This is a genomic window from Streptomyces canus (genome assembly GCF_001514145.1).
GTDB lineage: Bacteria > Actinomycetota > Actinomycetes > Streptomycetales > Streptomycetaceae > Streptomyces > Streptomyces canus.
The window spans coordinates 1-555 of record NZ_KQ948733.1; the positions used below are offsets into that span (position 1 = coordinate 1).

General features: G+C 71.4%; 1 protein-coding gene. It reads right to left on the minus strand.

Going from position 1 to position 555, the window contains the following annotated elements; genetic code table 11:
- Positions 1-555, minus strand: a 555-nt coding sequence (locus AQJ46_RS51275) for a DUF5753 domain-containing protein (protein WP_225887693.1), incomplete at both ends; no start/stop codon positions are given.

Sequence of the window (555 nt, forward strand, 5' to 3'; positions counted from 1 at the left end):
CGCCGGAGAGGACCTCGGTGTACACGATGTCCGGCAGCTCCGGCTCCTCGAAGCGGAAGTAGGTGAACGGCGCGCACGCGCCCACGTGGGCGCCGGCGGTGAACGGCACCACGTCGACGCTGACGTGCTCCAGCTCCGAGACCTCCAGGAGCCGTTCGATCTGCTCCCGCATGACCTCCGGGCCGCCGACCACCCGGTGCAGTACGGCCTCTTCCATCACCACCCACAGCGTGGGCGCGTCGGGTCTGTCCAGCAGGCCCTGGCGGCGCAGCCGCAGGTCCACACGCCGTCCGAGGTCCTCGTCGGCCTCGCCCGGGAACCCGCCGCGCAGGACGGCGCGCGCGTACGCGTGGGTCTGCAGCAGCCCCGTGACGTAGTGCGGCTCGTAGGTGCGCAGGGTCTGGGCCCCGGCCTCCAGGCTGACGTAGGCGCTGAACCAGTTCGGCAGGACGTCCCGGTAGGTGTGCCACCAGCCGGGCTCGTTGGCCCGCTCGGCCAGGACGACGAACTCCTCGATCTCCTGCTGGTCGGCCCCGTAGGTCTCCAGCAGCTTCT